Source organism: Streptomyces sp. SLBN-31 (genome assembly GCF_006715395.1).
Lineage (GTDB): Bacteria > Actinomycetota > Actinomycetes > Streptomycetales > Streptomycetaceae > Streptomyces.
The window spans coordinates 739943-766035 of the sequence record NZ_VFNC01000002.1 but is presented as its reverse complement, the minus strand read 5'-3'; the positions used below and the strand labels follow the sequence as shown (position 1 = coordinate 766035).

At 71.7% G+C, this 26093-nt stretch carries 20 protein-coding genes and 1 pseudogene; 9 read left to right on the top strand and 12 right to left on the bottom strand.

The genetic code is table 11. The annotated features are described in order from the left end of the window. Positions 1–208: 208 nt before the first annotated feature. Positions 209–1702, top strand: a complete 1494-nt coding sequence (locus FBY22_RS23475) for a hypothetical protein (RefSeq protein WP_142149017.1) — start codon at positions 209–211, stop codon at positions 1700–1702. Positions 1703–1754: 52 nt separating this feature from the next. On the opposite strand, the gene FBY22_RS23470 is transcribed toward FBY22_RS23475, so the two are convergent. Further along, positions 1755–3188, bottom strand: a complete 1434-nt coding sequence (locus FBY22_RS23470; protein ID WP_142149015.1) for a PP2C family protein-serine/threonine phosphatase — start codon at positions 3186–3188, stop codon at positions 1755–1757. 402 nt (positions 3189–3590) lie between these two features. Between FBY22_RS23470 and FBY22_RS23465 the strand changes: the two genes are divergently transcribed. Continuing rightward, positions 3591–4004, top strand: coding sequence for an SsgA family sporulation/cell division regulator (locus FBY22_RS23465; protein WP_142149013.1), 414 nt, complete (start codon positions 3591–3593; stop codon positions 4002–4004). A 10-nt stretch (positions 4005–4014) separates the two neighbouring features. On the opposite strand, the gene FBY22_RS23460 is transcribed toward FBY22_RS23465, so the two are convergent. Beyond that, entirely contained in the window at positions 4015–5112 is a 1098-nt protein-coding gene (locus FBY22_RS23460; RefSeq protein WP_142149011.1) for a chemotaxis protein, read from the bottom strand. Positions 5113–5362: 250 nt separating this feature from the next. Between FBY22_RS23460 and FBY22_RS23455 the strand changes: the two are divergent. Beyond that, positions 5363–5632 (top strand): annotated as a pseudogene (locus FBY22_RS23455) (arginine deiminase family protein); the annotation flags it as partial. Here FBY22_RS23455 and FBY22_RS23450 read toward each other — a convergent pair. Continuing rightward, positions 5625–6059: a PaaI family thioesterase gene (locus tag FBY22_RS23450; RefSeq protein ID WP_142149009.1), complete on the bottom strand. Its 435-nt coding sequence runs from the start codon at positions 6057–6059 to the stop codon at positions 5625–5627. The pseudogene FBY22_RS23455 and the gene FBY22_RS23450 sit on opposite strands and share 8 nt — an antisense overlap. Before the next feature lie 78 nt (positions 6060–6137). Here FBY22_RS23450 and FBY22_RS23445 point away from each other — a divergent pair, with 78 nt between their 5' ends. Then, positions 6138–6566 carry a MarR family winged helix-turn-helix transcriptional regulator gene (locus tag FBY22_RS23445; protein WP_142149007.1) on the top strand — a complete coding sequence of 143 codons (429 nt, stop codon included), beginning with the start codon at positions 6138–6140 and terminating at the stop codon, positions 6564–6566. Position 6567: 1 nt separating this feature from the next. On the opposite strand, the gene FBY22_RS23440 is transcribed toward FBY22_RS23445, so the two are convergent. The 4 genes from FBY22_RS23440 to FBY22_RS23425 all read right to left on the bottom strand — a co-directional run bounded on the left by FBY22_RS23440 (position 6568) and on the right by FBY22_RS23425 (position 13963). After that, the gene (locus FBY22_RS23440) at positions 6568–8142 is read right to left on the bottom strand and encodes an alpha/beta hydrolase (RefSeq protein WP_142149005.1); all 1575 of its coding nucleotides are present in this window, start codon (positions 8140–8142) and stop codon (positions 6568–6570) included. A 167-nt stretch (positions 8143–8309) separates the two neighbouring features. Beyond that, entirely contained in the window at positions 8310–9056 is a 747-nt protein-coding gene (locus tag FBY22_RS23435) for a class I SAM-dependent methyltransferase (protein WP_142149003.1), read from the bottom strand. Positions 9057–9061: 5 nt separating this feature from the next. After that, entirely contained in the window at positions 9062–13345 is a 4284-nt protein-coding gene (locus tag FBY22_RS23430) for an aminotransferase class I/II-fold pyridoxal phosphate-dependent enzyme (RefSeq protein WP_142149001.1), read from the bottom strand. 132 nt (positions 13346–13477) lie between these two features. Next, positions 13478–13963, bottom strand: coding sequence for a nucleoside deaminase (locus tag FBY22_RS23425; protein WP_142148999.1), 486 nt, complete (start codon positions 13961–13963; stop codon positions 13478–13480). Positions 13964–14146: 183 nt separating this feature from the next. Here FBY22_RS23425 and FBY22_RS23420 point away from each other — a divergent pair, with 183 nt between their 5' ends. Further along, entirely contained in the window at positions 14147–14923 is a 777-nt protein-coding gene (locus tag FBY22_RS23420) for a GNAT family N-acetyltransferase (RefSeq protein ID WP_142148997.1), read from the top strand. Between the two features lie 81 nt (positions 14924–15004). Continuing rightward, positions 15005–15934 carry an NAD(P)-dependent oxidoreductase gene (locus tag FBY22_RS23415; RefSeq protein ID WP_142148995.1) on the top strand — a complete coding sequence of 310 codons (930 nt, stop codon included), beginning with the start codon at positions 15005–15007 and terminating at the stop codon, positions 15932–15934. Between the two features lie 247 nt (positions 15935–16181). Here the strand turns inward: FBY22_RS23415 and FBY22_RS23410 are convergent, their stop codons facing one another. After that, positions 16182–16445: a GlsB/YeaQ/YmgE family stress response membrane protein gene (locus FBY22_RS23410; protein WP_142148993.1), complete on the bottom strand. Its 264-nt coding sequence runs from the start codon at positions 16443–16445 to the stop codon at positions 16182–16184. A 276-nt stretch (positions 16446–16721) separates the two neighbouring features. On the opposite strand from FBY22_RS23410, the gene FBY22_RS23405 reads away from it, so the two are divergent. Beyond that, positions 16722–18167 carry a hydrolase gene (locus tag FBY22_RS23405; RefSeq protein ID WP_142148991.1) on the top strand — a complete coding sequence of 482 codons (1446 nt, stop codon included), beginning with the start codon at positions 16722–16724 and terminating at the stop codon, positions 18165–18167. Positions 18168–18205: 38 nt separating this feature from the next. On the opposite strand, the gene FBY22_RS23400 is transcribed toward FBY22_RS23405, so the two are convergent. Both FBY22_RS23400 and FBY22_RS23395 read right to left on the bottom strand, forming a co-directional pair. Next, a complete protein-coding gene (locus FBY22_RS23400) occupies positions 18206–20911 on the bottom strand; it encodes a glycosyl hydrolase 2 galactose-binding domain-containing protein (RefSeq protein WP_142148989.1) in 2706 nt (901 codons plus the stop codon). A gap of 101 nt (positions 20912–21012) precedes the next feature. Next, positions 21013–22197 carry an ROK family transcriptional regulator gene (locus FBY22_RS23395; protein WP_142152474.1) on the bottom strand — a complete coding sequence of 395 codons (1185 nt, stop codon included), beginning with the start codon at positions 22195–22197 and terminating at the stop codon, positions 21013–21015. A gap of 140 nt (positions 22198–22337) precedes the next feature. On the opposite strand from FBY22_RS23395, the gene FBY22_RS23390 reads away from it, so the two are divergent. Both FBY22_RS23390 and FBY22_RS23385 read left to right on the top strand, forming a co-directional pair. Beyond that, a complete protein-coding gene (locus FBY22_RS23390) occupies positions 22338–23792 on the top strand; it encodes an APC family permease (protein ID WP_142148987.1) in 1455 nt (484 codons plus the stop codon). A 232-nt stretch (positions 23793–24024) separates the two neighbouring features. Next, on the top strand, positions 24025–24792 hold the full coding sequence (locus FBY22_RS23385) for a metalloregulator ArsR/SmtB family transcription factor (protein ID WP_142152473.1): 768 nt from the start codon (positions 24025–24027) through the stop codon (positions 24790–24792). 111 nt (positions 24793–24903) lie between these two features. Here the strand turns inward: FBY22_RS23385 and FBY22_RS23380 are convergent, their stop codons facing one another. Both FBY22_RS23380 and FBY22_RS23375 read right to left on the bottom strand, forming a co-directional pair. Continuing rightward, positions 24904–25344 (bottom strand): hypothetical protein, encoded by a 441-nt coding sequence (locus tag FBY22_RS23380; protein ID WP_142148986.1) that lies wholly within the window; start codon positions 25342–25344, stop codon positions 24904–24906. Positions 25345–25453: 109 nt separating this feature from the next. Next, positions 25454–26080: a sigma-70 family RNA polymerase sigma factor gene (locus FBY22_RS23375; protein ID WP_142148984.1), complete on the bottom strand. Its 627-nt coding sequence runs from the start codon at positions 26078–26080 to the stop codon at positions 25454–25456. Positions 26081–26093 lie beyond the last annotated feature (13 nt).

Genomic DNA, 26093 nt, shown 5'->3' with positions numbered 1-26093 from the left:
ACGCGCTACCCGGCCCGGCCCCTCGGGAGCACCCTGGGGAATGCGTCCCTTGTTCACGAAGGCAACCGGGTCGGGGTGGCGCTTTCCTACCTGACACCCGATGCCCACTGGCACACCATCTGGCGCACCCTGGCGAACCCTGGCGAATAGTCGCCCGGCAACTCTCCCCGGGCTACTGTCAACTCAGCCGAGAACCTGGGGGCTTGACGTGAGCGGACAACCCAACACCCGCCTGGCGGACCTGTTCGGCCTGGCCGGCTGGTCCAAGGGTGAACTCGCGAGGCTGGTCAACCGGCAGGCGGCGGCCATGGGCCACCCCCAGCTGTCGACCGACACCTCCCGGGTGCGGCGTTGGATCGACACGGGAGAGATCCCGCGCGATCCGGTGCCGCGGGTGCTGGCGGCTCTGTTCACCGAGCGTCTCGGCCGTGTCGTGACCATCGAGGACCTCGGTCTGGTCCGGCACGGGCGTACGGGGAAGCGGCAGGACGGCGGGAGTCTGGAACATCCCGACGGTGTGCCGTGGGCGCCCGAGCGGACGGCTGCGGTCCTCACCGAATTCACGGGAATGGACCTCATGCTCAACCGACGCGGCTTGGTGGGCGCGGGCGCCGCGCTCGCCGCAGGCTCCGCACTCAGCAGCGCCATGCACGACTGGCTGCACACCGACCCGACACTCAAGGCCGACGCCCCACGATTCGACGATCCCCTGCACGCCGACCCCGCTGGGTTCGACCGCTACGAGGCCGCCCCCATCGGGTCGCAGGAGATCGAGGAACTGGAGCGCTCGGTCGAGGTGTTCCGGGCCTGGGACGCGGCCCGCGGCGGCGGGCTGCAGCGCAAGGCAGTCGTGGGCCAGCTCAACGAGGTGGGCGGCATGCTCGCCTACCGTCACCCCGACCATCTCCAGCGCCGCCTGTGGGGCGTCGCTGCCAACCTCGCCGTCCTCGCGGGCTGGATGTCGCACGACGTCGGCCTGGAGCCCACGGCCCAGAAGTACTTCGTCATCGCCGCGCACGCGGCCAGAGAAGGCGGTGACCGGCCGCGCGCGGGGGAGGCGCTCTCCCGGGCGGCTCGCCAGATGGTGCACCTGGGCCGGCCCGACGACGCACTCGACCTGATGAAACTCGCCCGGTCCGGCTCGGGCGACGAGGTGCTGCCGCGCACCAAGGCGATGCTCTACACCATCGAGGCCTGGGCACAGGCGTCCATGGGCAAGGGCCAGGCCATGCGCCGAACCCTCGGGCAGGCGGAGGACCTCTTCGTCTCCGACAAGGGGGACGTGCCCCCGCCGAGCTGGATGCAGATGTTCAAGGAGGAGGACCTGTACGGCATGCAGGCCCTGGCCTACCGCACGCTGGCCGAACACGACCCGTCCGCGGCCGTGCACGCCCAGCACTACGCGGAGAAGGCCCTGGCCCTGCGTGTCGACGGACGCCAGCGGTCGAAGATCTTCGACTTCCTGTCCATGGCGTCGGCCTGCTTCATCGCCGACGACCCCGAACAGGCCGACCGCTACGCACGCCTGGCCCTGATGTCGATGGGATCGAACTCGTCCCACCGCACCTGGGACCGGCTGCGCCAGATGTACCGGCTGACGGCCGAGTACTCGAGCTACCCGAAGATCCACGAACTGCGGGAGGAGATCGAACTGGCCCTGCCGAAGAAGGCGTCCCAGGGCGGCAACAGCGCACGGGCATAGGGGGTTGACGCCTCCGGGCCGACCACCCGGGACACCGGTGGTCCGGTGTGTCTTACGCCGTCACCCTGGCGACGAGCACGCACGCGTCGTCCTGACGCTCGCTCGCGCCGAACTCCTCCACGACCAGCCGTACGCAGTCCAGTGCGGTGCGCGCCTCACGGAAGCGGGGGGCCAGGTCCAGGAGCCGGCCGGCGGGGTCCGTCACTCCCGCGGCATGCCCGGGCTCCAGCCCGTCGGTGTGCAGCAGGAGCAGGTCGCCCACTTCGAGGGTCTCGTGGACCTCCTCGAAGGCGGCGCTCGCGGTCGCGCCGAGCAGAACGCCCTGCGGGGCGCGCAGCCTGCGTCCCGTCCCGTCGCGGAACAGCAGCGGGGCGGGGTGTCCGGCCTGCGCCCAGGTCAGGGTGCGGGTCTCGGGGCGGTAGCGGCAGCAGACGGCGCTGCCCAGGGCGGGCTGCACGGTGGCGTCGAGTAACCGGTTCAGCAGGGACAGCAGTTGTCCCGGTGCGGTGCCGGCCATCGCCATGCCGCGCAGGGCGCCGAGCAGCATCGCCATGCCCGAGGTGACGGTCACGCCGTGCCCGGTCAGGTCGCCGACACCGAGGAGCGTCTGTCCGTCGGGCAGTTCCAGTGCGTCGTACCAGTCCCCGCCGATCAGTGTGCCGTCCGACCGAGGAAGGCAGTGCGCGGCGAGGTCCAGCGTCTGGGGGCCTCGGCGCGGGAGCCGCAGGGAGCCACGCCACGGCGGCAGCACGGCTTCCTGCAACTCGACCGCGAGCCGGTGCTCGGTCTGCGTGCGGTGCTGGTGGCGCTGGAGCGAGTCACGGGTCTCGCTCACCGCCTTCTGGCTGCGGCGCAGTTCGCTGACGTCACGCAGCACGGCCCACATCGAGGCGGTGCCGCCGTCGGCGTCGAGCACGGGCTCGCCCATCATGTGCACGGTGCGCACCTCGCCGTCCGGGCGCACCACGCGGAACTCCCCGTCGATGGGCTGGGCGTCGACGAGGCAGTGCGTGACCATCGCCGTCAGCCCCGCGCGGTCCTCGTCCAGGACCAGGGAGGGCAGTTCGTCGAGGGTGAGCGGGGCGGTCGTGGGGTCGCGGCCGAGGATCTGGTACAGCTCGCCGGACCAACTGGCCTCGTCGGTCAGCAGGTTCCACTCCGCGGAGCCGACCCGGCTGAGCAGCGAGCCGTGCCGGGGAGGGGGCGGCACGGACCGGCCGCCGGCCGGCTCCGGGGCGGTGGGAACGGCGGGCGGTCCGTCCCGTAACTGCGCCAAGTGGGCGTGGATGTCGTTGAGTTGACGCAGCGCCAGGTCGTACAGCGCGCGCTGCCAGCGCTCCTGCGGGTCCGAAACGTCCGCGTGCGTGTCCCGTCGTACGGCGTCCACGTCGCCCTTGAGCCGCCGCGTCTGCGAGATCAGCGCGTCGACCGAGCCGCGCCCCGGCGGCTGGGCGGCTGGGTGATCCGCAGAGAGATGGGACGGCATGACGCACTCCGATGCGGGGACGTTTCGACCTAGGCGGACGGAGGGACCGTTACGACTGTTGCACAGCCCGCGACGCCCTGTAAGTGATTTGGCAACACACGATCCGGTGGTGCTTCTGGCATATGCCAGCGTCTACTCGGAGTGGTTGCGCTGCGTCTGTCGCTTACCTCCCAGGGTCGTCAAGTCGTAGGCGGCGTACGTGACTTGGGGCATCGTAACGAGTGCCGGTGCGTGTTCAGCAGCGTGTTCGACGGGCGCGTGTTCGGTGTTTGTTCGCATCGATACCCAGTGACGGAGGTCACACAAACTGGAAAGCGCTTGCGTGTAATGCGATCGGGGTCTTCGGGGTCGTAACTATGTCGGCGATCCGGCTGACCTCGGACCCGTACCAGGGGAGCGGCCATGAACATCACCCTCGAGCAGCCCGTCCGGGGCCGCCTGGTCACCGCCCGAGAGGGGGAACTGCAGGCGCCGGCCACCCTGCGCTACACCTCGGCGGACCCGCTGGCCGTGCACCTCGACTTCCCGCCCGACGTGTCCCTCGACGGCACGGCGGTGACCTGGACCTTCGCCCGCACCCTGCTGGAGGAGGGGCTGCGCGGTCCGGTCGGCGGCGGCGACGTGCACCTGTGGCCCTGCGGCCGCGCCCGCACGGTGATCGAACTGCACTCGCCTTATGGCATGGCCCTGCTGCAGTTCGACACGGCCGCCCTGCAGCGGTTCCTGGTGCGGACGTACGCCGTCGTGGCCGCCGGGCAGGAAGATCTGGACGAGGCGCTGGACCGCGGCCTGAGCGCCCTGCTCGGCAACGTGTGACGGCCCGGTCTCAGTAGCGCAGCACCCCGGCGATCCCCTGCGCGTCGACGAGCGCTCCGTCCGGGACGAAGCGGACCTCGGCGCCCGTCTCCAGGCACTGCTCGACGATCTCGTCGACGATGTCCTCGCGTGCGTCCAGATCGCCGCTCTCGGCCGGGGCCAGGTGCTCGCCCAGCGCGTCGCGCACCGTCATGCGGAAGTTCTCCTCCACGGCGAGCAGGCGGACCCGGCCCTCGCGGGCGCTGTGCCAGACCTCGTCCACGCCGGCCGCGAACGACTTGCGGCCACGGGCCGTCTCCAGTTCACGGGCCACGGCCTCGGTGTCGCGCCGGGCCTCGGCGTCGAGCACCGGACGCACCGCCTGCCACACCGCCTCCGGTGTGCCGTGCGCCAGTCCGCCGTGCGGGACGTGCACCGCCTCCTTGGTGACGCCGCCCACCTCGTCCAGTACGGACAGGGCGGCCTGCTCGCCGGTGACGTAGAGCCGCCGTGGCTGCCCGCGCAGCACCATGCCCATGGTCGCGTCGGCCTCCCGCAGGAAGTGGCGGATGCCCTCGTCGCGGAAGGTGCTCGGCACGTCGCCGATCCGCTCCAGCCGCTCGGCGTCGAAGTTCGGCGTCGGCCGGTTCATCGGGAAGCCGCCGCTGCGGTCCTCCGTGACGCGATCGATGCCGCCGCTCCACAGGGTGACCCGGTCGGCGGAGACCGACAGTACCCAGAACGGCCGCTCGGCGGCGTGCGCGGAGACCAGGTTGCGGGTCAGGAAGGTGTCCGAGAGGACCACCCGCTCGGGCACGGTGCGGGCCAGCGACCACACCTGGTGTTCACCCGGAGCGGCGAAGATCGCCAGGCCGTCCTCGGCGTGGGCCAGATCCACCTCCATGAGGGCCTTGTCGAGTTGGCGGACCACGTCGGAGCGCCGTTCCCGCGTCACCGAGGGATCGGCCTCCAGCTGTTTCTTGGCCTCGGCCACGACGTTGCGCAGCCGGACCGGATCCTGGGCGTTGTCGGGCTCCCGGCGATGCGTCGGCGTCAGCACGGAGACGGCCGGATACGGCCGCGGGCGCCGGAGCTCGGAGAGGGTTGAAGGACTCAGATCGTGCTCCATAAGAGCACCATAGGACCGATTCGTCGGGCGGGCATGAGGAGCAGTTCGACGGGGCATTACGGGCATTTGGTTGCTAATGTCGCCCGAGTCGCCGGATGGCGTCTCCCGCATCGCGGACCCGCGCCGATGCCCGAACCTCGCAGGACGTCCCATGACGCAGGTCGAGAAGGACACCAGGGCTCCCACCACCGCCAAGCTCTCCCTTCCGACGCTCACCACCATGGTGGTCGGCTCGATGGTCGGGGCGGGCGTGTTCAAGGCACTCGGCCTGCCCGGGCTGCGGGTCGTGGAGACCGGCGGCGACGTCGACGCCTCCGAGCGGCAGCAGTGGGACAGCGGCAACAACGCGGTGGCCCTGGAGCCCGGCGTGGTCTTCACCTACGACCGCAACACCCACACCAACACGCTGCTGCGCAAGGCCGGCATCGAGGTGATCACCATCGTGGGCGCGGAGCTGGACCGCGGCCGCGGCGGCGGACACTGCATGACGTGCCCGATCGTGCGCGACCCGGTCAGCTTCTGGCCTGGCGGCCCCCGTCCGGCGGCTCCGTCACCGCGACGTTCCCCTGCGCCACGGCGCACAGGGTCCGCACCCCGGCGCCGTTCACGGCCGTCACGTCGCAGCGGCACACGACACGGGTGCGGCCGGCCCGCACCACCTGGGCGTCCGCGCGCAGGACGTCGCCCGTGGCGGGCCGCAGATAGTCGATGGTGAAGCCGGACGTGATCACCCCGGGGCCCACCACCGTGGCCGCGGCGAGCGTCAGCGTGTTGTCGGCCAGGTAGGAGAGCACCCCGCCGTGCACGAAGCCGTACTGCTGGAGCAGATCCTCGCGGATGTCCAGCTCCAGCGAGGCTGTGCCGTCCGCACAGCCGGTCAGCCGGGTGCCCAGCAGCCTGCTGAAGGGCTGCTCCGCCAGGGCCTTGCGAGCCAGTTCCAAGTCCATCGCGCCGTCCGCCCTCCATCTCACTTCACCAGTGAAGTGAGGGTGGCGCGCACCGTCGGCGTCTGTCAAGATCGGCCCATGTCCGAGCCGGATCAGCGCCTGTACTTCCTGCTGCAGCGGGCGGCACACCGTCTGCGCACCGCGGTGGACCGGCGCTGCATCGCCGCCGCCGGCGTCACCACCGCCCAGGTCGGCGCGCTGTTCGCCGTACAGGACCGGCCCGGCGCCACCCAGCAGGAGCTGGCCGGTGAGCTCGGTCTGCGCGAGTCGGCCGTCACGGCGCTCGTCGGGCGCCTCACCATGGCGGGGTTGCTGTCCAAGCGGGCGCACCCGAGCCAGCACCGGGCCGTCGTCCTGGAGCTGACCGACGCCGGAGCGGACGCCCTGCGAGCCGCGCGGCCGGAGATCGACCGCTTCAACGCCCAGCTGCGCGAACTGCTGGGCGAGGACGGCTTCGTGGCCACGGCCGAGGCCCTGCACCGCCTCGCCCACGACTGGGAGGCCTGACTCAGTCGTCCTCCTCCGGCGCGCAGGAACTGCCGTTCGGCGGCAGGGAGCCGTACAGCAGGAAGTCGTCGACCTTCTCGTGCACGCACTTGGAGCCGGCGTAACCGGTGTGCCCCTCGCCCTTGTTGTCGAGGACCACGGCCGAGGAGCCGAGCCGCGCGGCCGTCTCCACGGTCCAGCGGTACGGCGTGGCGGGATCGCCCCGGGTGCCCACCAGAAGCATCTTGGCGCTGTGCACGTCGCGCACCTTGTCCCGGATGAAGTCGGTGCCCTTGGGGCGCCCGTAGCACATCAGCAGCTCGGTGAGCCGGTAGCGGCCGAAGACGGGGGAGGCCTGCTCGTACTCGGCGCGCAACCGGCCGAGGTCGCGGGCGATCCGGTCGGCGCCGGGGCGGTCGGGGTCGTCCGCGCAGTTGATGGCCATCAGCGCCGCGGGCAGGTTGTCCAGCGGGACGTCGTCCTCGTCGACCAGCCCGCCGTCGCCCTCCGTCCGGCCCGGCCGGGCCCCGCCGGTCGCGAAGTTCATGACGCCGCGGGTGTCGCCGTCCTCGACGAGCTGGGCGAGGGCGCGCTCCAGGGAGGGCCACAACTCCCTGCTGTACAGCCCCTGCCCGATGGCGCCCACGAGGTCCTGGCCGGTGAACTGGCCGCCGAGGTCGCCCGGCACCGGGTCCTGGTCGAGCGAGTGGACCAACTGCACGACCTGCTCCCGCGCGTCGCGCGCGTCCTGGCCGAAGGGGCAGGCGACGTCCTTCACGCACCAGGTGATGAAGTCCTCCAGGGCGGTCTGCTGGCCCTCGGCGCCCGCGATCCCCTGCTCCGTCATGGGCTCGGTCAGCGTGTCCACCCCGTCGAGCACCAACCGGCCGACCTTCTTGGGGAACTGGGCGGCGTACACCGCGCCGAGCCGTGTTCCGTAGGAGAAGCCGAGGTAGTTGAGTTTCTTGTCGCCGAGCGCGTGGCGCATCACGTCCAGGTCGCGCGAGGCGTTCACCGTGCCTATGTGGCGCAGCACCGGACCGGAGTGCCGCGCGCACTGCTCGGCCGCCGCCTTCAACTGGCGCAGCACGTCCTGCGGATGGCCGAGGTCGGCGTTGTCGTCCGTCACCGCCGCGAGCGCGCCGACGTCGTTGCCGCAACTGACCGGCGAGGACCGGCCGACGCCGCGCGGGTCGAAGGACACCACGTCGTACGCGTTCGTCAGGCCCATGAAGTCGTCGCCGCCGGCGGCGAGTTCGCTCACCCCGGAGCCGCCGGGGCCGCCGAAGTTCAGCAGCACCGAACCGCGCTTCTTCTTCGCCGTCGCCCGGTAGCGGGCCAGCGCCAGATCCAGCGTGCCGGCCCGGGGCCTGGAGTAGTCGAGCGGGACCGTGACCTTGCCGCACTGCAGGTCCTTCGGCGCGTCCGCGCCCTTGCACCTGGACCAGACGATCTTCTGCCGGTAGAAGCGCGACAGGTCGGGTCCGGTGCTGTCCGCGGTCCCCGACTGCAGCCCCGCGGCCACCAGGACCGCAGCTGCTGCTCCGATGACCGCGCAGCGCCGCACCACGGACCGCGTCGTCAGCTTGGCCAGCATCGATGCCTCCCAGGGCGCCCGCAGCGGACCGGCGGGAAACGGCGCCCTCGCTCACGATAGGCGGCCCCCACGGCCCCCGCCTCCGGGCGAGCGCAACCCCCTGACGTGCCTTACCCTCGGCGTTCCCCGGCCCCGCCGGCCGCTTCTGCGGCAGGCGGTCCCGGCGGTCACCACCCCGGTAACGGCTGTCCCGCCCGGGCCGTCATGAGGACCATTCCGGAGTCGCCGTAGTCGGGCAGCGTCGGGTCTGCGTCGATGTGCGTCACGGTCAGGTCGCGGGTCAGCGGGGCGAAGACCTCCGTGACCGTCTCGGGGTTCACCGGGCAGCCGGGCCAGCGCGAGGCCGGGCCGATGCGGTAGGTGGGCAGGTTCTCCATGAACGCGGCCACCAGCCGTCCGCCCGGGATGACGCAGCGCACGAACGCCCGGCAGAAGTCGGCGAACTCCCAGCGGTCCTCGGTGGGGCCCTCGGCGACGAAGTGCATCGACGCCAGGTCGTACCCGCCGGGAGCGAGCTCGCGCACGTCGGCATGGACGACGTGGACGTCCGCCAGCGCCCCGGCCAGGGTGGCGGGCAGGTCGGGGTTCAGCCGCCGGCACAGCGCGTGGAAGGGCAGCCAGCTGGCGTCCGGCCCGTAGAGGATCTGCCGCTCCAGGTAGGCGATGTTGCCGGCGCCCGCCTCCACGGCGTCGACACGGCGGCTCGCGGCGGCGGCGAGGATCAACGGGTACAGGTTGGGGCCCGCCCCGAACTCGACCGACCGGCCCAGGGACCTCGGCGGGATGCGCCGGTAGAAGGCGGAGTGGTGGGCGATGACCGCCGCGTCGGACGGGTGCAGATCGCGGTAGTTCTCCGCGAGGTAGTCCGTCACCGGCCACCGGTCCCAGTCCACATCGTCGTTGTGCGTCGTCATCGGCCTCAGCCCTTCGGCCTCAGCGGGAAACGGGCGGCCAGCCGGGTCAGCGTCGCATTGAGCCGCTCGATGTCGTCGTCGGAGTTGAGCGCCGTGACCTGGACGCGGAATCCGACCCGGTCGCGCGGTACGAGGGGATGGGCGGCCAGCGTCACATAGATGCCCTCCTCCCACAGGAACGCCGCGACCGCGTCCAGGTCGTCCGCGTCCGCCAGCGGGATCTCGATGATCGGCAGCCGGTCCCGGTTGAGGGTCCCGACGTCAAGTGCGTCCAGGTGGTCCAGTACCCGGACCGTCCTGCGGTACAGATCCGCGCGGAGCGCGTCGCCCCGCCTGTCGTTGACGTCCAGCCCGGCCAGCACCGTCGCCAGGGACGCCGTGGAGGAGGAACCCGAGTACAGGTAGGGGCCCGCGGCCGTCTTGAGCCGGTTCTTCGTCCCGGTCGGCAGCGCGAGGAAGGCGAGCAGCGACGAGTACGCCTTGGAGAAGCCGCCGGCGAGCACGATCCCGTCGTACGACTCCCCGGTGTGCCGCACCACTCCGTTGCCGCGCGTCCCGTACGGGCAGAGCTCCTGGGGCCCGCGCTCCCCGACCACCCCGAACCCGTGCGCGTCGTCGACGTACAGCGTCGCGCCCGCCGCCCGGCACACCGAGGCCAGCGCGGGCAGGTCGGGGAGGTTCCCGCTCATGCTGTCGACGCCGTCCAGGCACACCAGCCGGGGCAGGCCCGTGGGCACCGAGGCCAGCAGGGTCCCCAGTTCCGCGGGGCGCTCGGCGTGGAAGCGGTGCAGGGTGGCGCCCTGGGCGCGGGCGACGACGCAGCCGTCGTAGATCGTCCGGTGTGCCCTCGCCTCGACGAAGACATGGCCGCCGTCGGCCAGCACGGGGATCACCGAGGTGTGGATCAGGGGCAGCGTCGGCAGCAGCAGCGTGTCCGGCGCGCCGAGCAGCTCGGCCAGCCGCTCCTCGATGTCGGCGTACAGGCGCGGACTGCCCAGCAGCCGGGACCAGCTGGGGTGGGTGCCCCAGTGCCGCAGCGCGGGGTCCACCGCCTCGATGATCTCCGGGTCCCAGTCGAAGCCCAGGTAGTGGCAGGAGGCGAAATCGATCAGCCAGTGGCCGCGGCTGCGGATGTGCCGGCCCCGCACCTCGTCCAGGACCGCCTCGCTCATCGGGCTGGTCCGTCGCAGGTGTTCCAGGCCCGCGGTGCGGGCCGCACGCCGCCGGTGCGCGGGGCGGCCGCCGTCGGGCCCCGGTTCTGAGCCTGGGTCGGCCTCGACGAACCGGCCGCTGCCGCTCCGGCGCAGCACCCGTTCGCACTGCTGCACCGTCATCGGCCGGGCGAACAGGTAGCCCTGCCCGAACCGGCACCCCATACCCGCCAGCAGATCGCGTTGCGCCGGCTCCTCGATCCCCTCGGCGATCACCTGCAGCCCCAGGGTGTCGGCGATCCGCACGAGGCCCTCGACGAGCGCGACCTGCTGGGCGTCGCTGGTGATGTCGTCGATGAACGTCTTGTCGATCTTCAGTACGTCGACGGGGAAGTCGCGCAGATACCGCAGCGAGGAGAAACCGGTCCCGAAGTCGTCGATCGCGATGTGCACGCCCAGCTCCTTCAGGGCCCGCAGCACGGCCTGGATCTGGGGGTCGCGCCGCAGCAGCACGGTCTCGGTGAGCTCCAGCTGCAGCGACCCGGGGGCCAGGCCGGGGGTGCGCAGGGCCTCACCGACCTGGTCGACGAACCCGGCGTCGCGGAACTGGCGGGCGGAGACGTTCACGCTGATGTACGGCGGAGCGGAGGGGCCGGGCAGCCGCTGCAGGCCTGCGATGTCGTTGACGGCGTTCTCCAGCACCCACGCGCCCAGCATCGCGATGTGCCCGGTCTCCTCGGCCAGCGCGATGAACTGCTCCGGCGGCATGGGCCTGGGCGGGGCCTGCGGCCAGCGCACCAGCGCCTCGAAGCCGACGATCTCGCCCGCCTTGATGTCCACGACCGGCTGGTAGCGCAGGGTGAACTCCTTGTCGGCGACCGCCCGGGCGAGCCGGTTCTGCAGGTCGTGCCGTTCGACCATGCGGGTGTGCAGCAGCGGGCGGAAGCGCCGCCATTGCCGCTTCCCGGCCGCCTTGGCCGCATAGAGCGCGAGGTCGGCGTGACCGAGCAGTTCCTCCGCGTCGGTGCTGTCGCGGGCCGTGGCCACCCCCACGCTGGCGGAGACGGTGACCGACTCCTCCCCGAGGGCGAAGGGCCGGGTGAGCGTCTGGATGACCTGGGCGGCCAGCAACTCGGCGTCCAGGGTTTCGCGGGCGTCCTCCATCAGGACGGCGAACTCGTCGCCGCCGAGCCGGGCGGCGGTGTCGCTGCGGCGCAGCGCCTTGGACAGCCGGTCGCCGACGGAGACCAGCAGATGGTCGCCGGCCGAGTGCCCGAGCGTGTCGTTGACCTGCTTGAAGTCGTCGAGGTCGATGAAGAGCAGACAGGTCAGGGACGACTCGCGGCGCCCGCGCAGCAGGGCGCGCTCGATCCGCTCCAGCAGTAGCGTCCGGTTGGGCAGGCCGGTGAGCGAGTCGTGGAAGGCCCGCTGGGTCAGCTCGTGCTCCAGCCGGCGTTGCTCCGTCACGTCGCGCAGCGTGACCACCAGTCCGCCCACGGTCCGCTCGTGCCGGAAGTCGTTGCACCGCACCTCCACCTCGACCCGGCCCGCGCGGTGCCTGACCCACCAGTGGTCGTGCGTGGCCCGCGGCCCCGACGCCCGTACGGCCGCGAGCTCCCGTGCCGCGCGCTGCCGGTCCGGCGGGTCGACCAGGTCCGGCAGCGGGACGCCGACCAGGTCGGCGGTGCCGAAGACGGACGCGGCGGACGGGCTGGCGTACCGGACGGTGTCGTCGTCCTCGACGATGAGGATGACGTCCGAGGTGTTGCGTACCAGCGTGCGGAAGTACGCCTCGCTCTCCCGGCGGAGGATCTCCTGGCGCAGCGCGATGCGCTCCAGGGCCAGGCCCGCGTGCGAGGCGAGGATCTCCAGGGAGCCGCGGGTCTCGGTGAGTGGACCGGGGGGCCCGGCGACCAGCAGTACACCGGGGACGTCACCGTAGGGGCGGTCCGGCGGGATCATCAGGCAGACCAGGACGGTGGCGGAGGGCTCCAGCTCGTCGCCGACGTCGAGGTCGCGGGCGCCGACCAGGCGCCCGTGGTGCGGTGCCAGGTCGGCGGCGCGCTCGGCCGGGAGCAGCAGGGTCCGGTGGTCGACCGCGGTGCCCAGCAGACTGTCGACGGCCGTGGCGCAGGCCCGGGCGACCTCTTCCTGGCGGACCGCAGAGACGAGCGAGACGGCCGCGGTGCGCAGCGTCAGCTCCCGCGCCACGGTGCCGCGGTGGGCCAGGATCATCCCGCCGAGCCGGAGGATCACGAGCACGAACAGCACACCGGAGAACGCGGCGATCACCGCGGCGTCCTCGGCCGAGCGGGTCAGCCCCTCGTACAGCAGGATCCCCGGGGCGATCATCGTTGCCAGGGTCAGCATGACCAGCCGGCGGCCGGGGGCCGGCAAGGACCTGTGCCGGGGCGCCGCCGCGGTCAGCTCCACCATGGCCGGGTGCAGGGCGGCCTGCCCCCAGGCGGTGTAGAAGACGATCCACCCGGCGTCGAGGGCCGTGCCCGCCTGCCAGACGTCGTTGAGCCGCAGTATCCCGTACGCGATGTCGAAGCCGAGCAGCGCCAGCGTGCCGATGACCAGCAGCTGGAGGGAGCGGTTGTGGCCGCCCACCGGGCTCGGGGTGAGCAGCCGGGCCAGCAGTGCCAGCACCAGGACGTCACCGAGGGGGTAGGCGATGCTGATGGCCCGCTGCTGCCAGGTCAGTCCGTTCACCTCGGTCAGCGGCTGCACCAGGTACAGCCACACCGGCAGCGTGAGCCCGGCGGTGAGGATCAGCGCGTCGAGCAGGCTCGGCAGGTCGTGGCCCGCCCAGCGGTAGCGGACCAGCCCGGACAGCCCGGCGGCGAAGAGCGGGTAGGCGACCAGGTAGCAGGCGTCCGCGGGGGAGGGGAAGGGATTGGAGGCGCGGAAGTACTCCTCGACGAGGTTGTAGTACGTGTCGCCCGCGATGAACGTCAGCAGACCGGCCGCCAGCAGCCACCAGGGCCAGCGATGGGCGGGGCGGTGGAGCTGCACGCCGGTCAGCACCGCGACGACGCCGGCGACACCGATGACAGCCCACGCCGCGGCGCGTGCGGCGGGCACGACCAGGTAGAGGGTTGTGGCCGCCGCGACCGACGCGGCATGAGCGACCATCAGTCGATGCGCCGGCAACAAAGGCAAGCGCCTCTTTCCAACGGAGGAGACCGGGTCGTCCACCTGGTCTGCTTACCCACAGAGCCTAGGCACGCGGCGCGCGCCGTTGCATCTTGTACGGAACGGCCCGACTCAGGCGTCCCCGCCGTGAAACCGGAGGTGCAGTGCGCGCACCTCCGCCACCAGCTCGGGCACCGGGCCCTCCACGACCACGCCCCGTGCCACCTCGTTCACCGACAGTGTCCGTACCGGCGGCGCGGGCACCTGCAACTCCTGCAGCCAGGAGGACAGTTGCCGCGACGACGCCACGTACACGATCCGCCCGAGGCCCACCCATGCGTGCGCGGCCGCGCACATCGGGCAGTGCTCGCCGGAGGTGTACACCGGCGCCGCCGCCCGCTCCTCGGGCGTCAGGTTCGCGGCCGCCCAGCGCGCCGGCTCGAACTCGGGGTGCCGGGTGCGGTCTCCCGAGGCCACCCGGTTGTGGTCCTCGCCGAGCACCGTGCCGTCCCCGCCCACCAGGACCGACCCGAACGGCTCGTCACCGGCCCGCAGCGCCTCGGCCGCCAGCTCGACGCACCGCCGCAGATGGGGCAGCTCGATGTCCTTCACGACCATGGCGTACGGCCCTCCTCACGACGTGATCTTCGACGTTGCAGCCTACGGTCGCCCACGCAGGCCGGGAAGGCGCGCCGCAGGCCGAGGGCTGCCCCGCCAGGCGACGGCGTCGCACCGCATGGGCATGCCTGCCCGGCGGTAAAGCCGTTGCCGCGCCCGGCCGCCGGGTGCTGGAGTGACCCCATGGATCATGCAGCGGTGCTCGCGCTCTTCGACCGGGACATGCGCGAGGACGCCCAGCCGGACGGCCCCGACACGCGCGTCGAACGGGTGGGCGGCGTGGTGCGCCAGGTGTCGTCCGCGCGCGGCTGGAACGGCGTCGTCTGGTCCGACCTCGACGAGACGAACGCACAGGCGGCGATCTCCGAGCAGATCGCCTTCTTCTCGGGGCTGGGCCGGGATTTCGAGTGGAAGCTGTACGGCCACGACCGCCCGGTGGGCCTGGGGGAGCGGCTCAGGGAAGCCGGGTTCACGGCCGAGCCCGAGGAGACGCTGATGATCGCCGAGACCGCCGGTCTCGACCTCGACGCCCAGCCGCCCCAGGGCGTCCGGCTGCTGCCGGTCACCGACGCGGCGGGCGTGCACCTCGTGGCCGACGTTCACGAGAAGGCGTTCGGCACCGACGGCTCCCGCCTGCGGGAGCAACTGCTGGCCCGGCTGGCCGCGGAACCGGACACGATCGTCGCCGTGGTCGCGCTCGCCGGCGACGAACCGGTCAGCGCGGCCCGCATGGAGCTCCTGCCCGGCACCCGCTTCGCCGGGCTGTGGGGCGGCGGCACCGTCGAGGGCTGGCGCGGGCGGGGCGTGTACCGCGCCCTGGTGGCCCACCGCGCCCGCGCGGCCGTCGAACGCGGCTACCGCTACCTCCAGGTCGACGCCTCCAGCCAGAGCAGGCCCATCCTGGAACGCCTGGGCTTCGCCCCACTGACCACGACGACTCCGTACACGTACGTTCCCTAGGCCGGGCCCAGTCCGCTCCGCAAGCGCGGGTCACTTCCGCGGGGATGTCACATCCGTGGCGACCCGGTTCGTCGCAACGGTATGACGACGAACCACAGGAACCAGAGCATCCTTCTCGCGGGCGCCGGCGGCGTGCTCGGCGGCCACATCACTCGTGCCCTGACCGAGGCCGGGCACCAGGTCACCGGGCTCGGCCGGGGACCGGCCCATCAGGTGCGCGCCGACCTCATGGACCGGGACGGGCTGCTGCGCGCCGTCGAGGGGCAGCACTTCGACGCCGTCATCCACGCCGCCACCGCCCTGCGCAAGGCGCCGATGCGCCACCGCGACATGTACGCCACCGACGCTCTGCGCGTCGCCGGCACCGCCCACCTCGTCGAGGCCGCGCAGTCCACCGGTGCCCGCCGCTTCGTCAGCGAGTCGATGGTCTTCGGCTACGGCTACGGGGACTTCGGCGACCGCATCCTCACCGAGGACGACCCGTTCGGCCCGCGCGGCACCACCCCGGAGCTGGAGCGGCACGTCGAGGGCATGCGGATCAAGGAACAACTCACCTTCGAGGCGGCCGGACTGACGGGCATCTCACTGCGGTTCGGCCTGTTCTACGGTCCCGGCGGCACCGACGCCATCCTGGCCATGCTGCGCAAGCGGCAACTGCCCGCCCCCGACGACCACGGCCGGGTCCTGCCCTGGATCCACCTCGCCGACGCCGCGCGCGCGGTGGTGGCCGCCGTCGAACGCGGCCGGGACGGCCAGGCGTACAACGTCACGGACCGCACCCCGCTCGGCTTCCGCGCCCATCTCCTGTGCGTGGCCCACGAGTTCGGGCTGCCCAAGCCGCTGACCGTGCCGCTGTGGCTGACCCGGCCCATGCCGTACGCGCACACGATGATGTCGACCAACATGCGCGTGTCCTCGGCGAAGGCGGAACGGGAGCTGGACTGGACACCCCGGTACCTCTCCTGCCGCGACGGCCTCGCGGCGGCGGCGGAGTCGGCGGCGCGAGGTTGAGGGGCCAACTGGGGCTGTTCGGACCGCAGTCGAGGGCCGGTCGGCCCCGCCTCACGGACCGGCGCGGCTGGCAATCTCGTCCTTGGGTGCACCACCCGGGGGACAGCCTCCCGCCGCGTCCGACTCTCCCGCTCAGGGCGCACGGTCGAGGCGACCGGCCCGCCGACTGCTGAGGGGAGCCGCGTCGGCGGGCCTGACCACCGCGCCTTTACAGGGCCGACGCCCCCTGCCGGACCTACCGCATCCCTCAGCGGCGCGCCCTCGTCCGGTCCAGTGCGGCGACGCCGAGCGCGGCGAGGCCGATCTGGATGAGCCACTCGATCCAGTCGACGCCCTTGGTGTCGGCCACGCCGAAGGCACTGGCCAGTGCCGAGCCGATCAGCGCGGCCACGATGCCGACGAGGATCGTCAGCAGGATCCCGATGCGCTGGCGGCCCGGCACGACGAGCCGGCCCAGTACGCCGATGACGACGCCGATCACGATGGCACTGATGATGCCTGAGATCTCCATCTCCGCCCCTCTTTCCAAGGCCCCCGCACCAATCAGATGCCCCCTCGGGAGGGGGACAGTCCGTTCCGTTTCAAGCCCGGGTCAACGTCGGGTCATCTCCGCGGGGTGCGGCCGGTGGCGCCTGTTCAGCCCCTGTTCTGCCATGTACCGTTCAATCGGTCGCACGGGTCCCGTCCGACCGAACGTCTACGCGCGCAGATGCCCCACGTCTACGCGCGTAGGTCCGGCCCCGCATCCCGCCCCACTCGTCCCCAACCCCACTCGGAGGTACGCCGGATGCTCACTCGTTCCAGAACCCGCCACAGACTCACCACGGCCCTCGCGGTCTTCGGTCTGCTCGGCACGGGCGCCGCTCTCCAGGCCACGGCGGGCGCCACCCCCGCCCACGCGGCCACCACCCACCGCGTCCTCTTCGACGACGGCCACGCCGAGGAGGCGGGCAACGCGGACTGGATCATCTCCACCAGTAAGCCCGATCCGCTCGGCCAGGACTCCACCCCGTCCGCCGAGACGGACTGGACCGGGGCGCTGTCGTCCTGGGGCGTGGCGCTGCAGAAGACGGGCAGCTACAGCCTCAAGACGGCCACCGGCGCGCTGACTTACGGCGGCTCGTCCTCCACCGACCTGTCCAACTTCGACACCCTGGTCCTGCCGGAGCCCAACACCCTGTTCACCACCGCCGAGAAGACGGCGATCATGACGTTCGTCAAGAACGGCGGCGGACTGTTCATGATCTCCGACCACACCGGAGCCGACCGCAACAACGACGGCTACGACGCGGTCGAGATCCTCAACGACCTGATGACCGACAACAGCGTCGACTCGACCGACCCGTTCGGTTTCTCCATCGACTCGCTGAGCATCAGCTCCGACTATCCGTCCGCCATCAGCGACAGCACCGACCCGGTGCTGCACGGCTCCTTCGGCACCGTCTCCAAGAGCCTCATCGCCAGCGGCACCACCGCCACCCTCAAGCCCGCGGACAACTCCGCGGTCAAGGGCCTGCTCTACCGCACCGGTTACTCCGGCAACACCGGCGCGTTCTTCCTGACGTCCACCTTCGGCAGCGGCCGCGTGGCCTTCTGGGGCGACAGCTCACCCATCGACGACGGCACCGGCCAGTCCGGCAACACCCTCTACGACGGCTGGAACGACTCCGGCGCCACCAACGCCGCCCTCGCGCTGAACGCCACCGCGTGGCTGGCCGGCGCGGGCGGCAGCAGCGGAGGCGGCGGGGGTTCGGGCACCTGCACGGCGGCCCAGCTGCTCGGCAACAACGGCTTCGAGTCGGGCGGCACCACCTGGAGCGCCTCCAGCGGCGTGATCACCAACTCCACCGGCGAGTCGGCGCGTACGGGCTCGTACTACGCCTGGCTGGACGGCTACGGCAGCGCCACCACCGACACGCTGTCGCAGTCGGTGACCATTCCGTCCGGCTGCACCACCGCCGCCCTGAGCTTCTATCTCCATGTCGACACGGCGGAGACCAGTACCAGCACGGCCTACGACACGCTCAAGGTCCAGGTCCTCAACAGTTCCGGGACCGTGCTGGGCACCCTGGCGACGTACTCGAACCTGAACGCCACGAGCGGCTACACCCAGCGCAGCTTCAGCCTCGCGAGCTACGCGGGCCAGACCGTCACGCTGAAGTTCACCGGCACCGAGGGCTCCACCCTGCAGACCTCCTTCGTCATCGACGACACGGCCCTCAACGTCAGTTGAGACCCACGGGGCCCGGCCGCCGGGCCGGGCCCCTTCCGTCACGCGGCCGGGACCGTGTGCTCCGGCGTGTTCCAGCCGGAGACCCGCAGACGCGGCGCCGAACCGTGCAGATCGGCCGTGCGGTAGCGGGCGGTGAGCGTCACCGACTCGCCCGGCCACAGACTCACCTCGTTGTCCGACCACCGCACCGGCAGCACCGGCCGGCCCCGGGCGTCCACCAGGTGTACGTCGGTCAGCAGCGACGGCGTCCTGCCTCCGCCGGTGTTGCGCAGGGTCACCGTCGTCGTGGACGTGCCGGCCGAGGAGACCGTCGACGCGGTGGCCGACACCGGCACCCGCGCCATCGAGGCCAGGCCCTTCAGATCGGCGTAGGCGGTCGTCGGCGTGTAGTACCAGTCGGTGTGAGCCCAGTCGAGCCTGTCGGGATCGGTGGACAGCCAGTAGACGTTCCGGCCGACCTCCTTGCCGGAGCTGTCGGTCAGGGTCAGCCGCAGCAGGTACGTCTTCGCCAGTCCGCTCACCGACGAGGGCAGGGTGAGTGCGGTGGTGTGCGCGCCGTCGCCGCTCACGTCCACACCGGTGACCGCCTTGTCGTACCTCTGGGTGCCGTCGGGGTCGAACAGGGTCGCCCGGACGCCGAGCCCGGAGGCCGCCGCGTGCCGGTTGTCGACGACCACCACCGAACGGTCGTCGTAGGAGTACTGGACGTGCAGCGGCTCGTTCGCCTTCTTGGCCCCGAAGTAGGCGCCCCCCTGGTCGAGGTAACGGTCCATCAGCTGCCAGTGCAGTGACGTCCAGCCGCTGTTGAACATCCAGTAGACGACGCCCGTCGAGGGCCTGGAGGCGTCGGTGGCGTTGCGCTCGTACGCCTCGAACTGCGCGCGGACGTTCTCGTACTGCGCGAGCTGGGCCTTCCTGACGTAGTCGGTAAGGCTCGTCGGGGCGCCGTAGCGGCCGGTGAGGGCGTCGTCGTAGAGCTTGAGGGTGCCGAAGGTGGACGACGGTGAGCGGTGGTACTGCTTGGCGCCCGGGTCCTTCCAGAGGGTGTCGAGTTCGGCCGGGGTCATCATGCGGCGCAGGGTGTCGAGGGTGGGGATGTCGGGGCCCGCGCTGGTCTCGGAGTTGAAGCCGGTGGCGCCGCCCTCGCGCTTGGCGTACCAGTAGTTCGGCGGGATCCAGTCGTAGGGGCCGGTCATCTTCATGCCCGAACTTCCCAGCTGAGGTGAGGAGTTGTCGGAGGCGGCGGCCACGACCGGGGCGTTCCAGTCGGCTGCCTCCAGTGCGTCGAGGTAGTTCTTCTCGATCGTCGCGTCGGGTGCGAAGTCGCTGCCGATCAGGAAGGAGACGACGCTCGGGTGGTCGCGCAGCCGGGCGGCCTCGGCGGCCATCGACGCCTTGGCGACCGGGTGGTCGGCGGACGTCCACTTGTCGCCGGGCTCGTCGCCGTTGACCTGACCCTCCCACTTGTCGCAGCACTCCCAGCCGGGCAGCGTGAGGATGCCGTAGCGGTCGGCGATGTCGAAGAACTCGTCCGGTTCCAGGTGGCCTTCGAGGCGGATGGTGTTGAGGCCCAGGTCGAGGGCGTACCGCAAACGGTCCTCGACGTACCTCCGGTCCCAGCGGAGGAACTCGTCCGGTGACCAGCCGCCGCCCTTGATCAGCAGCTTGCGCCCGTTGACGCGGTACTGGCGGGCGCCGTCGGAGTTCAAAGGCGCCCGGACGTCCCGGATGCCGAAGGTCTCGTGCGCCGTGTCGGAGGGGATGCCGGAGACGGACGCGGTGAGGTTCAGGTCGTACAGGGGCTGACCGCCCATGCCGGCGGGCCACCACACCTTCGGGGAGGCGAGGTGGAGGCCGGGCACGTCGGAGGAGGTGAAGGTCACGGTCTTCGCCTGGTGGGCGGCGAGGGAGACGGCCCGCGTGAACGTCGTCGGACCGATGCTGCCGGAGACCGTCGCCGTCACCGGCGCGTCGGAGTCGTTGCGGGCCCGCGCCTTGACGGTGAGGTCCGCCGAGGCGAGCGAGGGGACGTCCAGCTTCGTCACCACGTGGGCGTCGCGCAGGGCGACCGGGCCGCCGCGGCGGACCACGACGTCGCGGACGATGCCCATGTTCTCGTCGGGCGGCGGCTGCAGCCAGTCGATCCAGCCCATGGTGAGGTTCTTGTTCGGGTCGTTGGGCCGGATCCGGAAGGCCACGGTGTTCGTCCCCGGGCGGACCAGCGAGGTGACGTCCAGCTCGTGGTGGGTGTAGGCGCCCGTGACATCCTTCGTGGTCGCGACCCGCTTGCCGTCGACGTACACGTCCGCCGCCGAGACCACCCCGCTGAAGTCGAGGTAGGTGCGCTCGGAGGTGTCGGCGACCGTGAAGTCGGAGCGGTACCACCAGGGGACCTGGAAGTCGGACTTGGGGATCTTCCGCTGATCGGTCGAGTAGAAGGGGTCGGCGTACACACCGTCGGCGAGCAGGGCCGCCAGGACGGTGGAACGCGGGCCGGCCGGGTGCCAGCCGGTCGCCGGGTAGCCGGGGGAGGAGACGGCGGCCGCGGAGTCGCGGACCCTGGCCGTCGACTGGATGGCGTAGCCCGACAGGGCGGTCGTGCTGCCCGGCGCAGCGGGGACCCTGGTGACCCGAGTGGGCGGGGCCGGCCGGCCGGGGTCCGGTCCGCCGGTCCAGGCGCGGGTGGTGAGGGAACCCAGCAGTCCCAGGATCGCGGTCGCCGTGGCGAGACGCTGTCTGTTCACGGAGGCTCCAGCTTTCGTAAAGTTAGGAAACTTTACTAACTCGAGGCAGGCTAGGACCCGGGGGAGGCGCTGTCAACAATCCCTGTCGACACCCGAGTTGCTCAGGAGGCGGCCGACCGGCGCTCGAACACCACGTCCCGAGCGGTGTCGAGGGCAGTGGCCACCGCCCCCAGCAACACGGCGTCCTCGCCCAGCCGGCTGGGCGCGATCCGCGGCCGCAACGGGGTCAGCGCGCGGAGGTTTTCGCGCACCGGCTGCAACAGCAGGTCCACGCTGTGGCCGACTCCGCCGCCCAGCACGACGAGATCCGGGTCGAGCACCGCCGCGGCCGCCGCCACCGTGTACGCGATGCGCTCGCCCTCCAGACGCACCGCCCTGACCGCCGCGTCGTTGCCCTGCCGGGCCGCGTCGAACACGGCCTTCGCCGTGAGCTGCCCGCTCATGCCGAACCGGCGCGCCGCCTCCACGACGGCCACCCCCGACACCGCGTCCTCCAGCCGGGCCGGCTTCTGCTGCCCCGGCCACGGCAGGAACCCGATCTCCCCGGCCAGCCCGTGCGCCCCCGTGAACAGCCGCCCGTCACTGACCACCCCCATGCCGAGCCCGGTGCCGATCAGGATGTAGGCGAACAGCCTGCTGCCCGCGCCCACCCCGTAGGTGTACTCGCCCAAGGCGGCGAGGTTGGCGTCGTTGTGCACCTCCAGCGGTACGCCCAGCTCCGCGCGCATCCGGTCGAAGAGACCGGCGCGCCCCCAGCCCGGGAGGTGCATGGCGTACCGCACCCGGCGCTGCTTCTCGTCGTAGACGCCGGGCGTCCCCACCACCGCGTGCACCACCTCCTCGGGCGCCACGCCCGACCCGGCGACCACCTGGCGGGCCGTCGTCACCACCAGGTCGGCCAGGGCGCCCGAGCTGCGGGCCCGGTTGCGCACGTCGGAGCGGGCGACGACGGTGCCGTCCAGGTCGGCCACGGCCACCCTCAGCCAGCTGCGCCCGATGTCGATGCCGAGGGCGTGACCGGCGGCGGGGTCCGGTGCGTACAGGACCGCCGTACGGCCGCGTTCGGGCGCGTGGGTTCCCACCTCGCGGACCAGGCCCGCCGACTCCAGCGAGGCGAGCGCGCTGGAGACGGTCGGCTTGGACAGTCCGGTGTCGCGGGCGAGCTGCGCGCGGGACGCGGCGCCGGACGCGCGCAGCCGGTCCAGGAGCAACCGCTCGTTGGTGCTGCGCAACCGCTGCCGGTTCCAGGGCTGTTCCTGCTGCTCCACGACGTCACCGGCGGCCATCGCACCATTCTCGCGCATACGGGCTCCCCTCTTGACGCATCAAGTAAGGCTCCTTAACTTTATCGGCCAGTCAGCCACCGGATACCGGTCCGCACGCCGTACCGCACCTTCTCGCCCCGCACCCACCCCCAGGAGCCCTCATGTCCGGTAGCCCGCCACCCAGCGGTGGCTTCGTCCGTCGCGTCGGCCTGTTCCAGGCCACGGCGATCAACATGAGCCAGATGTGCGGCATCGGGCCGTTCGTCACGATCCCGCTGATGGTCGCCGCCTTCGGCGGCCCCCAGGCGGTGATCGGATTCATGGCGGGCGCGATCCTCGCGCTGGCCGACGGACTGGTCTGGGCCGAGCTGGGCGCGGCCATGCCCGGCTCCGGCGGCAGCTACGTCTACCTGCGCCAGGCCTTCCAGTACCGCACCGGCCGGCTGATGCCGTTCCTGTTCGTGTGGACGGCGATGCTGTTCATCCCGCTGATCATGTCGACCGGCGTGGTCGGCTTCGTGCAGTACCTCGGCTACCTGGCCCCGGATCTGACGGAGACCCAGGGCGACCTGATCGGCCTCGGCATCGTCGCGCTGGTCGTCCTGCTGCTGTGGCGCGGCATCGAGAACATCGCGCGGATCACCGCCGTGATGTGGACGGTCATGATCGCCTCGGTCTTCCTGGTGATCCTCGCGGCTGCCACCGACTTCAGCGCGGACCTGGCCTTCACCTACCCGGCCCACGCCTTCGACCTGGCGAGCAACCACTTCTGGCTCGGCTTCGCCGCCGGACTGACCATCGGCATCTACGACTACCTCGGCTACAACACCACGGCCTACATGGGCGCCGAGATCAAGGACCCCGGCCGCACCCTGCCCCGCTCGATCATCTTCTCCATCCTCGGCATCATGGCGATCTACCTGCTGCTGCAGATCGGCACGCTGGGCGTCATCGACTGGCATCGCATGACCGACCCCAAGGACATCGCCTCCACCTCGGTGGCCTCGGCGGTGCTGGAGAAGACCTGGGGCAAGGGGGCGGCCGACACGGTCACCGTGCTCATCCTGATCACGGCGTTCGCCTCCGTCTTCACCGGACTGCTCGGCGGCTCGCGCGTGCCGTACGACGCGGCCCGCGAACGCGTCTTCTTCCGCCCCTACGCCAAGCTCCACCCCCGCCACCGCTTCCCGATGCTGGGCCTGGCCACCATGGGGGTGATCACCGCCATCGGCTTCCTGATCGGCCGGCACACCGACCTCGCGACCCTGATCCAACTGCTGACGACCGTCATGGTGCTGGTCCAGGCGCTCGCCCAGATCGTCGCCCTGACCGTGCTGCGCAAACGGCAGCCCGCGCTGCGCCGCCCCTACCGCATGTGGCTGTACCCGCTGCCGAGCATCGTCGCCTTCGTCGGCTGGTGCGTGATCTACGGGTACGCGGACAAGAACTCGCCGGGCCGCCACCCCATCGAGTGGTCCCTGGCGTGGCTGGCGCTGGGCTGTGTCGCCTACCTGCTGTGGGCCCGCTTCGAGAAGGTGTGGCCGTTCGGACCGAAGGAGATCACCGAGGAGTACCTGAAGGCCGACGAGCCCGACGCGGCACCCGCAGGCGCCTGAGCCACTCCGCTTCCCGCCTTCCACAGGCCTCCCCGGCCGGACACGCTCCCGCCGGGGAGGCCTTTCGCGTGTCCGGCTCCTTCCGGACCGTCCTCCTGGAGGTTCGCCGTCCCGTACGACAACCAACCGCGGTCCGCTTCCGGCGCCGCGTCGCCGCCGGTCAGGCCAGTTCGTTGACATGCAGGTAATTACCTGCATAACGTTGAGTGTGCGAGAAGAGAGCGACACCGGGATGGACAAGGTCTTCAAGGCGCTGGCCGACGACACGCGCAGGCGGCTGCTGGACCGGCTGCACGAGCACAACGGCCAGACGCTGGGCGAGCTGTGCGGGCGCATCGACATGACACGCCAGTCGGTGACCCAGCACCTGGCCGTTCTCGAGACCGCGAACCTCGTCAGCACGGTGCGGCGGGGACGGGAGAAGCTGCACTACCTCAACCCGGTCCCGCTCCACGAGATCCAGGAACGGTGGATCGACAAGTTCGAGCGCCCGCGCCTGAGCGCGCTCGGCGCAGTGAAACGACAAGCCGAGGAAGCCATGACAGACAAGCCCACGTTCGTGTACGTCACCTACATCCGCAGCACGCCCGAGAAGGTCTGGGACGCGCTCACCGACGCGGACCTGACCGCGTCCTACTGGGGCCACAGCAACGTCTCCGACTGGCGCCGGGGTTCACGCTGGGAGCACGTCCGCACGGACGGCTCCGGTATCGCCGACGTCGTCGGCACCGTCGTGGAGAGCGAGCCGCCCACCCGGCTGGTCACCACCTGGGTGGACCCGCAGAAGGAGGGTCAGGAGGAGACGTATTCCCGGGTCACCTTCGACATCACCCCACACGAGGACATCGTCCGCCTCACCGTCACGCACGAGGACCTGTGGGACGAGGGCGCGCTGTCCGACGTCTCGCTCGGCTGGCCCGCGGTGCTGTCCAACCTCAAGTCCCTGCTGGAGACCGGCAGTCCGCTGCCGCAGGAGCCGTGGCTGGTCCCCAGCCGCTGAACGAGCCGCTGACGACGGCGTGCGCGGTGCTCCGCGGAGGGGCCTCCAGGGGGCGCCGACCCTCCCCGGAGGCCATCGGGGAGAAGGGGAGCTCCCCGGCCCGCCGGTCCGTCAGCCGGTACGGCGGTACACCCCAACTTCCGGCGCGGGGCGCCCGGCGGATGCGGTGCGGCGCCGAAAACCTCCGCGCCACCGTCGCGCCAGGACGACGGCGCCGACCGAGGCCACCAGCAGAGCCGCCGGCCCCGGCAGTGCGGCCGGCCCTCTCCCGCCGGACCTGGGGGCGGTGCCTGCCGCCCCGCGCATCCGCTCGGCGACCGCCCGCCACACCGGGGCGGAGCGTCGCGGGGTCACGCCGTCACCCGGCCCCGGGCACCGGCCCGCCGCGACGACCCGCGCCAGCCCGGCCGGCGCGTCGCCGCACTGCAGGCACTCCGCCACGTGCCACTCGGCCGCCACGACGTCCGCGGAGCGGGGCAGCCGGCTCCCGTCGAGGGCGAGGGTCATGAGGAGCTCCGGCGGTACATGGCCGATGCGGTACGGGCCGGACATGCGCCCCCTCCTTCTCGTACGAGTGTGTTTCTACGGGTGGTTCGCAGTGCCGCACCGTTTCTGCGTCGAAAGGGGGTGCGAGCGGTGCGGGCGACGGCTCGTGAGCTCCTCAGAAGTCCTCCGCCTGGAGCCGCCGCCGCAACTGCCGCAGGCCACGGCGGGCGTGGCTCTTGACCGTGCCCAGCGGCCAGCCCGTGCGCTGCGCGATCTGTGTCTGGGTGAGGTCCTCGTAGAAGGCCAGCCGCAGTACCCGCTGCTGGGGAGCCGGCAGCCTGGCCAACTCCTCCAGGACGAGCACGCGGTCGACGGCCGTGTCGGGCTGTACGGCCGACGGGTCGGACAGGGCCGGTGACGAGCCGACGGAAGCCACCGCCGCCAGGCGGCGCGTGCGGGCCGAGAGCGCGTCGGCGATCTTGCGCCTGGTGATGCCGACGATCCAGCCCCCGACCGTGCCGCGCTCCGGCCGGAAGGCGCGGCTTCCGCGCCACACCCCGAGGAACACCTGCTGGGTGACGTCCTCCGCCTCCTTCGCGTCGCCCAGGGAGCGCCAGGCCAGCGTGTGCACCATGCTCGACCAGCGCCGATAGGCCGCCTCCAGGCAGTGCTCGTCGCCCTCGGCCAGCCCGCGGGCGAGTTCGTCCTCGGCGATCAACTCCGCCGCCGGGGGCCTGCGGGCCGACTGCTCGGGGCGGGCTGCCGCGGGGGCCGGTGCGACGGTGCTGCGCTGTGGGCACATGACGGCGGCTCCT

Bases quoted from the DNA above. Each gene is read 5' to 3' on its own strand.
- FBY22_RS23445 (WP_142149007.1), top strand. From the start codon at position 6,138: ATGTCCGAGCCGGATCAGCGCCTGTACTTCCTGCTGCAGCGGGCGGCA.
- FBY22_RS23470 (WP_142149015.1), bottom strand. From the start codon at position 3,188: ATGCCGTCCCATCTCTCTGCGGATCACCCAGCCGCCCAGCCGCCGGGG.
- FBY22_RS23420 (WP_142148997.1), top strand. From the start codon at position 14,147: ATGGATCATGCAGCGGTGCTCGCGCTCTTCGACCGGGACATGCGCGAG.
- FBY22_RS23465 (WP_142149013.1), top strand. From the start codon at position 3,591: ATGAACATCACCCTCGAGCAGCCCGTCCGGGGCCGCCTGGTCACCGCC.
- FBY22_RS23405 (WP_142148991.1), top strand. From the start codon at position 16,722: ATGCTCACTCGTTCCAGAACCCGCCACAGACTCACCACGGCCCTCGCG.
- FBY22_RS23385 (WP_142152473.1), top strand. From the start codon at position 24,025: ATGGACAAGGTCTTCAAGGCGCTGGCCGACGACACGCGCAGGCGGCTG.
- FBY22_RS23395 (WP_142152474.1), bottom strand. From the start codon at position 22,197: ATGGCCGCCGGTGACGTCGTGGAGCAGCAGGAACAGCCCTGGAACCGG.
- FBY22_RS23390 (WP_142148987.1), top strand. From the start codon at position 22,338: ATGTCCGGTAGCCCGCCACCCAGCGGTGGCTTCGTCCGTCGCGTCGGC.
- FBY22_RS23440 (WP_142149005.1), bottom strand. From the start codon at position 8,142: ATGCTGGCCAAGCTGACGACGCGGTCCGTGGTGCGGCGCTGCGCGGTC.
- FBY22_RS23410 (WP_142148993.1), bottom strand. From the start codon at position 16,445: ATGGAGATCTCAGGCATCATCAGTGCCATCGTGATCGGCGTCGTCATC.
- FBY22_RS23375 (WP_142148984.1), bottom strand. From the start codon at position 26,080: ATGTGCCCACAGCGCAGCACCGTCGCACCGGCCCCCGCGGCAGCCCGC.
- FBY22_RS23450 (WP_142149009.1), bottom strand. From the start codon at position 6,059: ATGGACTTGGAACTGGCTCGCAAGGCCCTGGCGGAGCAGCCCTTCAGC.
- FBY22_RS23460 (WP_142149011.1), bottom strand. From the start codon at position 5,112: ATGGAGCACGATCTGAGTCCTTCAACCCTCTCCGAGCTCCGGCGCCCG.
- FBY22_RS23435 (WP_142149003.1), bottom strand. From the start codon at position 9,056: ATGACGACGCACAACGACGATGTGGACTGGGACCGGTGGCCGGTGACG.
- FBY22_RS23430 (WP_142149001.1), bottom strand. From the start codon at position 13,345: ATGGTCGCTCATGCCGCGTCGGTCGCGGCGGCCACAACCCTCTACCTG.
- FBY22_RS23415 (WP_142148995.1), top strand. From the start codon at position 15,005: ATGACGACGAACCACAGGAACCAGAGCATCCTTCTCGCGGGCGCCGGC.
- FBY22_RS23425 (WP_142148999.1), bottom strand. From the start codon at position 13,963: ATGGTCGTGAAGGACATCGAGCTGCCCCATCTGCGGCGGTGCGTCGAG.
- FBY22_RS23380 (WP_142148986.1), bottom strand. From the start codon at position 25,344: ATGTCCGGCCCGTACCGCATCGGCCATGTACCGCCGGAGCTCCTCATG.